Annotated in this window: 13 protein-coding genes; 1 reads left to right on the top strand and 12 read right to left on the bottom strand. The window is 69.9% G+C overall.

Annotated elements, in window-relative coordinates:
- The coding region (locus tag I53_RS02320) for a phage tail length tape measure family protein (protein ID WP_043346182.1) at positions 1-1,825 on the bottom strand (1,825 nt) is incomplete at its 3' end.
- Positions 1,826-1,976: 151 nt separating this feature from the next.
- On the opposite strand from I53_RS02320, the gene I53_RS33630 reads away from it, so the two are divergent.
- Entirely contained in the window at positions 1,977-2,174 is a 198-nt protein-coding gene (locus I53_RS33630; protein ID WP_187294295.1) for a hypothetical protein, read from the top strand.
- Here the strand turns inward: I53_RS33630 and I53_RS02310 are convergent.
- The 11 genes from I53_RS02310 to I53_RS02260 form a co-directional block, all read right to left on the bottom strand.
- Positions 2,158-2,469: a hypothetical protein gene (locus tag I53_RS02310; protein WP_043346178.1), complete on the bottom strand. Its 312-nt coding sequence runs from the start codon at positions 2,467-2,469 to the stop codon at positions 2,158-2,160. The two genes, I53_RS33630 and I53_RS02310, sit on opposite strands and share 17 nt — an antisense overlap.
- Before the next feature lie 53 nt (positions 2,470-2,522).
- Complete coding sequence (locus tag I53_RS02305; protein WP_043346177.1) at positions 2,523-2,972, bottom strand: hypothetical protein; 450 nt, start codon at positions 2,970-2,972, stop codon at positions 2,523-2,525.
- 11 nt (positions 2,973-2,983) lie between these two features.
- The gene (locus I53_RS30285) at positions 2,984-3,466 is read right to left on the bottom strand and encodes a hypothetical protein (protein ID WP_148291053.1); all 483 of its coding nucleotides are present in this window, start codon (positions 3,464-3,466) and stop codon (positions 2,984-2,986) included.
- An 84-nt stretch (positions 3,467-3,550) separates the two neighbouring features.
- Positions 3,551-3,979: a phage tail terminator-like protein gene (locus I53_RS02295; protein WP_043346175.1), complete on the bottom strand. Its 429-nt coding sequence runs from the start codon at positions 3,977-3,979 to the stop codon at positions 3,551-3,553.
- On the bottom strand, positions 3,979-4,395 hold the full coding sequence (locus I53_RS02290; RefSeq protein ID WP_043346174.1) for a hypothetical protein: 417 nt from the start codon (positions 4,393-4,395) through the stop codon (positions 3,979-3,981). Before I53_RS02290 ends, I53_RS02295 begins: the two co-directional genes overlap by 1 nt.
- Positions 4,395-4,781 carry a hypothetical protein gene (locus I53_RS02285; RefSeq protein ID WP_043346172.1) on the bottom strand — a complete coding sequence of 129 codons (387 nt, stop codon included), beginning with the start codon at positions 4,779-4,781 and terminating at the stop codon, positions 4,395-4,397. The genes I53_RS02290 and I53_RS02285 overlap by 1 nt, the downstream gene beginning before the upstream one ends.
- The gene (locus I53_RS02280) at positions 4,778-5,224 is read right to left on the bottom strand and encodes a hypothetical protein (protein ID WP_043346170.1); all 447 of its coding nucleotides are present in this window, start codon (positions 5,222-5,224) and stop codon (positions 4,778-4,780) included. The genes I53_RS02285 and I53_RS02280 overlap by 4 nt, the downstream gene beginning before the upstream one ends.
- A 76-nt stretch (positions 5,225-5,300) precedes the next feature.
- Entirely contained in the window at positions 5,301-5,807 is a 507-nt protein-coding gene (locus I53_RS02275; RefSeq protein WP_043346169.1) for a DnaT-like ssDNA-binding protein, read from the bottom strand.
- A gap of 6 nt (positions 5,808-5,813) precedes the next feature.
- Positions 5,814-6,200 carry a hypothetical protein gene (locus I53_RS02270; RefSeq protein ID WP_043346167.1) on the bottom strand — a complete coding sequence of 129 codons (387 nt, stop codon included), beginning with the start codon at positions 6,198-6,200 and terminating at the stop codon, positions 5,814-5,816.
- A 67-nt stretch (positions 6,201-6,267) separates the two neighbouring features.
- Positions 6,268-7,308 carry a hypothetical protein gene (locus tag I53_RS02265; protein ID WP_043346165.1) on the bottom strand — a complete coding sequence of 347 codons (1,041 nt, stop codon included), beginning with the start codon at positions 7,306-7,308 and terminating at the stop codon, positions 6,268-6,270.
- A 152-nt stretch (positions 7,309-7,460) separates the two neighbouring features.
- Positions 7,461-8,339, bottom strand: a complete 879-nt coding sequence (locus I53_RS02260; protein WP_051044623.1) for a hypothetical protein — start codon at positions 8,337-8,339, stop codon at positions 7,461-7,463.
- Between the last annotated feature and the right edge of the window lie 101 nt (positions 8,340-8,440).

Raw genomic sequence — 8,440 nt, 5'->3', positions numbered from 1 at the left:
ATGCCCTGTGCCCTGCCGGGGACACCGCATTCGGGGTGAACCGACTCTCGCGGCCGATCTGGGAGGCGATCAGATCCGGGTTGACACCGTTCGCTGCCGCCGAACTGTAGATCAGGTCACGATACTGCTCGGGAGCCTGCCCCACGCCGATGGCGTAGCGACCGCTCCCAGACGCGGTGTCGACGTAGGTCTGACGCCGTGCAGCTTCCAAGTCGAGCTGCTGCCGCTGCCGAATGCTGTGGATCTGGTAGTCGCGCAGGAGCGGATCGTTCGGGTTGGTTGGAAGATCGCGGATTTCGTTCTCGGCCCGCTCGTTGATCCCCGCGACACGCTGTGCCTGGGGCGAGAAGCCGACGGTCCGCAGGGCGAACTGCGATTCCCGGAGGGCGTTGGCGAACTGCGTTCCCCCCTGGGCGAGATCCTCGCGGATGCGGCGTGCCGAGGCTTCGAGACCCTCGGCGGTGCGCAAGGACTTCCCGTCGGGATCCAGCACGCCGGCGGCGAGCTCAGTGCGGATGCGCTGCGCCGCGTCCGTGATCTGCTTCAGGCGCTCTTCCTGCGGATTGTAGTGCTTGCCGAGGTTGTCGACGACGAGCGAGCGCTGCGCCAGATCCGTCTGCCGTGCCTGCGCCTGCTGCCGCTGCTGATCGGCGAGAGCCTTGTCGAGTTCTGCCTGCAAGGCCGGACGGGTGCTGCTGAACCTTTCCAGGAAGGTCGGCGGAGTCGCCAGCACCCTTTGCAGGTCCCGGATACGCGTCTCGAGGTCTCCGCCGGTGGCGCCTCGATCGATGATCTGACCCAACCGGTCCCAGGCCGAGCCGATGAACGTGCCGACAGCTGCCGTGGTACGCCCCCAGCCGGAGGTAAGCGTGTCCGCCTTCACGATGCTGCCGGATATCGCATCGTAGAGCGCACGCTGCGCCTCCAAGCGATGGCCTTGCGCGTCGAGGGTCTGGATGGTCTCGCGCGTCGCGGCGTCGAGGAAGCCCAAACGGGTGTTCAGCAACTCGGCGCCCTTGGCTGGCTCGGTGAAGGCCTTGGCCAGTTCGGCCTGCGCGTCGCCGAGACTCTGGCCGGTCGTGGCGGCGTAGTCCCGTGTCGAGCGTTGAAGATCCCCCAGGATCTCGCCACCGATCCGGCCGGTGCTGGCATACTGGGCCGCCATCTCGCGGGCGGTCCGGGTCGAGATCCCGCCGGCGGACGCGTTGGCCTGTGACAGGGCGTTGATCTGTCCGACGGTGGCGCCGGATGCTCGCCCGATTCCGAGAAGCGCCAGCTCGGTCTCGCGCTGGCTCGACGCGTACGATTGCTGGGCGACGACGGCGGTAGCGAGCGCGGCGGCCACCGTGCCGACGCCGACGCCGACGACGCCGGCGCCGGTTGCGGCCGCCCGGGCGCCGGACGCGAAGTTCCCCATCGAGGCGGCGGCGTTCCGAGCCAAGCCGCCGAGACCACCGTCACCGATCGCCGCTGAGGCGCCCGTCGCCTGTTGGACGAAGGCGCGAAGCGGGTTGGCCCCGGCGATGACCTGATCCGCGAACTGCGTCACGCTGGAGCGCAGCACCTCGAACTGCAGGTAGGTCAGGCCGGCCTGCTTGGCGTTATCGTTCAGTGCCTTGGTGTGCCTGTCGAGGCCGGCCGCCGCCTGTGCCGTGGCCGACGCTGCGGCTTGTGCGGCTGCCGTGCCCTTGCCGGCACCGACATTGAAAGTATCTGCTGCCAGCCCCGCACCGCGCGCGGACTGCGCCAGCCGGTCCAACGCTACCGAGGCGTCGGTTGCCGGGCGCGAGTCGATCACGATTGCAAGGGTTGCGAGGTCAGTCATGCGCGTTGAGTTGTACGGTGCTCTCCTGTCCACACTGATCGGCGGCTCGGCCGCCGCGCAGGTCCCCCCGGAAGTGGGAGCGGTTGGAACTGTCCGGATGACTGGGCGTGCAATCGCCGGCGCTCTCGCCTGCGGCGTCCCAAGGGACCGCGTGCTCGCCGTCGGCCGGCGTGCAGTCGAGCAAGCACATCTGTCGGCACCCAATATCCCCGTAGAGCAGCTGGCCCAGTATCAATTGGACGCCATTGAGACGGCGCAGCGCGAAGACGGGCAGATGGGTGATGACCGATGCCGCACGGCGCTGGAAAGCTATCGACACGTCGAGGATCTATTCACCGCCGTGCGCTGAGCATCTGCATCAGCTGCATCATCCCGGCGGTATCGGACGCCTGCACCTGGCCCGCTTGGGCCGGGTCCATGAGGCGGCGGTGTTCGCTCCGCCGGGACTCGTCCATCGCCATCAGGGCCCGGACCTCCCAGGGGCGCAACTCCTCGCCGAAGAGCCGAGCCCAGGCCTCGATATCCGTGTAGCCGAACGGCTCAGGTGAGAACCCGGCTCGGCGTCCCCGCTCCAAGTCCCAAAACCACGCCCAGACGTGCTCGGCCTCGACCGGGATCCGGAGGGCGTCCTGGTCCGAGATCACCCCCGCATGCTGATCGCGGGTGACGGCGCGGACGGCCCAGATGAGCCGCGCCGTCAGACCTTGAAAAAATTGGCGCGCCGATCCCGGAAGAAGCCGACCTGCTCGGCGATCCAGGGGAGCGCGCTGAACAGCGTGACGGCGTTCTCGAAGCTGCAGGGCAGCGCCTCGCCCTTCCACTGCACGCCCGCCCATCCGCGCACCGCGCAGGCCGAGAGGCGGGCCAGACGCATCACCTCGCGCCGATCGGGATCCTCGTCCTCCTCGGTCTCTCCCTGCTTGGCGAGCATGTCGCGCAGCTTGCGGAGGTTCTTCCGGTAGGTCGGGGCGTCCTGACCGATCACCGTCATGGTGATGCCGAGCGGCTCGGCCGAGACCGGATGCAGGAGCTGCATCGCGGCGCCGGCCTCGGCCCCGGGTGCCAGGTCGAGGCTGGCGAGGTCGAGGGCCGCCAGGTCGAGTGCGGGGGTCGGATCGGGTTTCGGGACGGTGGATCGGGGGGCCATCGTCGCGCTCCTCAGGCGGCCGGAACCATCAGGGGCTTGGCATTGAGACCAACGGACGCCTCCAGGCGGATCACGTTGTTGGCGCCGCCGGGATTGGGGCGCGCCGTCAGAACCAGGCCGAACAGGTAGAAGATCGTGCCGGACGTTCCGTTGACCGGCTCATCGCCCAGCACGAGCTTGAAATTGTAGTCCTGGTGCGAATCCACGGCGGCGATCAGGGCCTGTTGTCCGGCATCGCTGGCGACGAAGCCGCAGGTAAAGGTCCAGTCCCCCGCATCCCGCGTGCCCTTGGCCTTGAACCGCCGATCCTCGTCGGTCGAATCGAAGGTCACGGGTTGTGCGGCGTCGCCGAAGGCGCCGAACGTCTCGGTCTTCCTGATGCGGGTCCAGGCAAGGGCCGCCGCGACGTTCGCGTCGGCGGGCGGCGTATCGCTCGACGGGCCGATATAGAGGATGGACCCAGCGGTGGGCTTGACTTGCGTGGTGATGGGCATGGTGTCCTCCCCGGGCACAGCTGAAGACCGCATGGGATGTGCGGCAGGATCGGAGCGGCGGACGCGGGCTTGGGCTTGCAGTCGTCAGACCGTCGACGGCGGCCCCGCATAGACAGCCCAGCGAGCCCGGACCGGGATGTGAAGCCAATTCGGCTCCTGCTGCGCTCCAAGCACGGAGGCCGGCTGGTCGATCCGGACCTCCAAGTCGTTGGCGGTGAGCCTCGTGCCCCGGCAGAACCGGGCTGCGAGCATGGCGGCGTGCGTCAGCGGCCGGGTCAGCCCCTCGTTCACCGGCCAGAACACATCGATCTGGAACAGGCCGCCGTAGATGATGTCGCCGTCGCTCTCGGTGCCGAAGCTCGTGGTCTCCGCCGGCAGGAAGGTCGAACGCAGGTAGGCGCGGCCCTTGGGATCGAAGTTCCGGCCTTCGGGGGCGATCGGGAGAGCCACCGGCAGCTTGGTCGCCTTCAGATGGCGGTAGAGCGCGGCCTGGATCGCGGCTTCGCCCCCCATCACCGCCTCTCGGCCTGGGCGGCAGCGACCGCGCGATCAATCGCGGACTGAAACTCCGTCACGGTGAGGCCGACCATGCCGGCCGGCGCCTGCTTGGACCATCCGGTCTCGAGCCGCAGGGCGTAGGGCAGCGCGTTCGAGATGTAGATCACGTCGCCGAGCCGCGCCGTGGCGACACCCGCCGCGATGCGGGCGATGCTCGATTGCCCACTTTTGTCGGCGGCCACCAGGGTGGCGGTGTTCGGCCGGCCCACGCCGTACTGCCAGTTCGCCCGGAACCGACCGGTATCCACCGGCGAGCGCAGCACGACGCGCGCGCCGATGTCGAGCGCAACCTTGCGCAGGATGAGATCGGCCCGGTCCGCGGATTTCTCGCACCAAGCCGCGATGGCGAGGCTGAATTCCTGACCTGCCATCAGCGCCTCACCTGCGCCTGCCACAGGACCCTGACCGGCCCGGGGGCGAGCGGCATCACGGCGACGATCTGGTGCTCGTCAGTGCCGATCAGGAGCGCATCTTCGGGCGTCGGCTCGATATCCAAGCCCGCCGTCGCGATCAGCACCTTGCGGCCGGTCTGCGCGATCAGGCTGCCCGCGCGCTCCTCTTCGGAGTAGTCGAGCACGACGAGGGTGCAGGGATGATCGGTCGGCTCGGCCTCGTCGCCGGGTGGCAGGGGCAGGTCGTTCGTGCTGTCGCCGCCGGACAGGTCCGGGCCGCGCCGGACCGCGCCGCGCTGGCCGAAGCGCGCGATCAAGCGGTTCGCGGTCGCGACCGACCGGGCATAGTCGAAGCCGCCCGTCATCGCCGGATGATCGTGCAGACGGAGCCGATGGCGCCGCAGCCATGTTCCATCGCCGCGTGGAGCGCCTGCTCGGCCGTGGCCCCCATGAAGAGCGCGCCGAAGCACACTTCCTTGCCGGCGCCGACGGCGAAGTAGGCTGCCTCCGGGTAGACCTCGTCGCCGCGCGCGGTTCTGATTCGGACGCCGCCCTCCGGCGGAGCGACGAGCACCACGAAGGAGCTGCCCCGACCGTCGTCTTCCTCGCGCGCCCGGGGCGCCGAGCCCTCGCAACCGGCCCGTACCCAGGCCAGGAAGGCTTCGCATTCCGCGGCGTGTCCGGCGGTCCCGTAGAGGGTGCCATCGGGACCGCGAGCCAGCTTCCTGGCCCAGCGATGGCAGGCGTCCCCCATCCAAGAACCGCTGTCGGCGGCCATGACACCGTCACGATAGGCGATCGTCGTCATGGTTCGAACTCCGAGAAAATGGGTCGCCCGGCGATCCGGCCGTCGTCGCCCCACGGGACGCCGCTGATCGCGAGCATCACGCCCGCATCACGAGCGCGCCCACAGCCGCACGGAGCAGCGGAGCGACGATGCGCTCGACGGTCACGATGACCGGCAGCACGTCGGTCGGCGCCCGGACCGCGGCATAGTCCACCTTCAGCGGGCCGACGGCCTCGGACACCACGCGCTCGCCGGGGAAGATGTCGGGCGTCAGGCCGCCCGGGTCCTGGATCTCGCGCAGCGCCGCCTCGCAGCAGGCGCGCACCAGCGCCATCGGGATCGCGTCGGAGGGTAGCAATCCGTCCGAGGTCCACGCGCAGGCGCGGGGCCAGCACAGAGCCTGCCCGGGTACGGCCGGGCGGCCCAGCCACCGCGTCCGGTACAGGCCATCCAGATACTCGGTTCCGCGGCGCAGGGCCGCTTCCTTGTCCGCTTGATCACCGGCCCAGGCCGTGCTGCCGCGCGCCGCATGGTAGGCGTCGGCAGCCTCGACGCCGGCGTAGCTTTCGGCGTCCGGCAGACTCCTGCCGTCCTCGACGACCATCGCAGGCTACCGCGCGGCCTGTTTCTTGGCCTGGGCGATCTGAGCCTCGCGCACGGCATTCTGCGCGGCGAGGTACGCGGTGATGACTTGCCCTGGCGGTTCGAACGCGTGCGCTGCCTGGGCCTCCGCCTCGCGGTCATACGCATCCCGGGCCGCATCGCGCCTGCGGATTGCGGCATCGACCTCGGCTTGTGCGCTGGCCACGGCCTCGCCGAGCGCCTGAAGCGTCCGGGGTCCGTCCGCGCCGGCCGGCACCTCGGCCTGACCGGCTGCGGCGGGGTCAGCGGCCTGGGGCTCGCCCCCGGTGGCGATCGCGCCCTGGGTCGAGGCGGCGTCGGGCTCCGCCACGCCCGCCTGACCGTCGTCGTTCGTCTTGCTGCTGCGCTCGGCCATGGCCGGCCCCCCGTCTACGGATTGCAGAAACGGCGGCGCGCGAGACCGCGCCGCGATCGATGGGTGATCAGAACTCGCGGGTGACGATGCGCGCGATCGGGATCTGGCGCCGGTCCGGCGCGACCTGTCGCCAGGACGTGGCGGCCGCGAGGTTGTTGGTCGTGTTGGCGTTCGACGGGCCGCCCTTGGCCGGCGTGCCGACATAGGCGGTGCCGGGAACGTGGTGAGACCACTCAACGCGATCGTGCATGGTCGACTGACCGGCGCCGTTGCCGGCCGCCGGCACGCGGATGACCTCATTGGGCACCGCGGGCGACCCCGTGCCGTAGGTCATCGCCCCGCGACCGAACAGCCAGGTCTCGAAGACACCGGCCGCCGGCATCGGCATCGAATCGTCCATCGTGACGTCCTTGCCCATGTAGGTCGGGATCGTCGGGTTGGCCTCGCTGTCCAGACGGAACTGGATGAGGTTCTTCTTCAGGGCGTTGCCGTAGACGATCGAGTGCATCGCCACGAGCACAAGACCGCCCATGGAATCGCCCATGGTGACGAGCGCATCGATGAAGGCCGATCCGTGGAAGTTGGTCTGCCCGTCCGCGAACTTGCCGCCGTTGAGGCCCGACAGGTCCACGGTCATCGAGTTCTGGATGTGGTTCGCGTCGGTCGCCAGCGCGTTGTAGGCGAAGATACCCGAGAGCTGAGCGATGGCGGCCTTCTGCCGACGGTAGGCCCAGTATTGCGCCACATCGTCGGCGAGCGCCGCCAGCGGATCGGCCGCGAGGAGCGCGCGCACGAGGTCCATCTCGGACCAGGAATTGTTGCGCGAGAGGCGGACCGCGATCTCGTCGCCGGTCGCGGGCTTGTTCGGGACCGAGAAGACGGTCGGATCGTCCGAGCTGACGTTCTCGCCATCGGACCGGTCGAGGCCGTTGAGCTTCGGCATGTCGATGGTGAGGCCCGGACCCGCCAGGAAGTGATCGAGCAGCGGGTCGGGGACCATCGCGCCGGACTGGATCAGGGCTGTCTTCTCCACCGCGAGGCGGCGGACCATCGGGACGAAGACGGCGGGGACGATGACGTCGGAGAGGCGCAGGACGCCGGCGGGCATGGTGGACTCCTGATGGCTTGAGGGTGTGATCCGTCAGCACCGCCAAGCCGGACCCCATGGCCGGCCGGTCGTTGTCTCAGGGGAGGGGGAGGGGCGCCCCATGGCGCCGGGAGGAGACCGCGCGGCGCCCATGCGCCGCCGGAGATCGTGGGTCAGGCCGCGCGGTTGCGCGGTGCGGGCTTCGGGCCGCCGACCGTCGTCCCGGCGGCCTTGGCCAGCCGGTCGGCCTTGGCGAAGTCGGCCGCCGCGATCCGGCCCTGCTCGGTGACGTTCCAGGCCTCGGCCGTGAACGGGTTGTTCGGCAGCGTGCCGCCGCCCCGGTTGCCCCGCGAGCCGGCGCCTTCGGAGGTGGGCCACCAATGCGGTCGCTTCTCCTGCAGATCGGTCAACCACGCATCGGGCGTCAGGCCCGGTGCGACGCCGACATTGTCCTTCGTGACGACGCGGCCCTGCTCATCGAGATCGAACACGCGCTCGCCGGCGAGAAGCACATCCTCCACCGCGGAGGGGATGATCCTGGCCTTGCCGGCCGCCTCGCGCAGGGCGTCCGCGATGGCGCGCCCGCGCAGGGTCCCGCGCGCCTCGTCGCGCTCGCGCTCGATCTCGGCGCGGGCTTCGGTGAGCTGGGTGATCTGGCGCTCCAGCGGCGCCTTGATCGCGCGCTCGCGGCGCTGGACTTCGGCGTCGATCCGCGCCTGGATGGCCGCCTCCTCCTTCGGGGTGCTGCCGTCGCCGTCCAGGCGGTGAAGCTTCCGCTCGACCTCATCCCACTCGCCGAGGTCTCCGATCCGGTCCATGACCTGGCGGGTGCGCTCGGGGTCGAGCTCGCCGAAGGCCCGAAGCTTCTCCCGGGTGGCGCGGTGATCGTTACGCTCCTTGGCGAGGGCGCCGTTGAGGCGGGTCACGTCGTCCTGGCTGGCCGAGCCCTCGATCTCCAGGGTGAGGTGCCACTTGCCGTCGCGCTCCTCGTAGAAGGCGGCGGCCTCCTCGGGGATCTCGGCCTCGGTGTCGTAGACCTTCTTGAGCTTCATGGTGGGCTCCTTCCGTCCCATGACGGGAGAGGCCGGTCAGCGCCATGGCTGCCGGCCGGTGGCCGCGCCGGGGCGCGGATCGTCGGGCTTCGGTGATGGCA

Origin of the sequence: Methylobacterium sp. B1, assembly GCF_000333255.1 — a bacterium.
Lineage (GTDB): Bacteria > Pseudomonadota > Alphaproteobacteria > Rhizobiales > Beijerinckiaceae > Methylobacterium > Methylobacterium fujisawaense.
The sequence above is the reverse complement of the archived record's forward strand: the minus strand, read 5'-3'. Positions and strand labels throughout refer to the sequence as shown.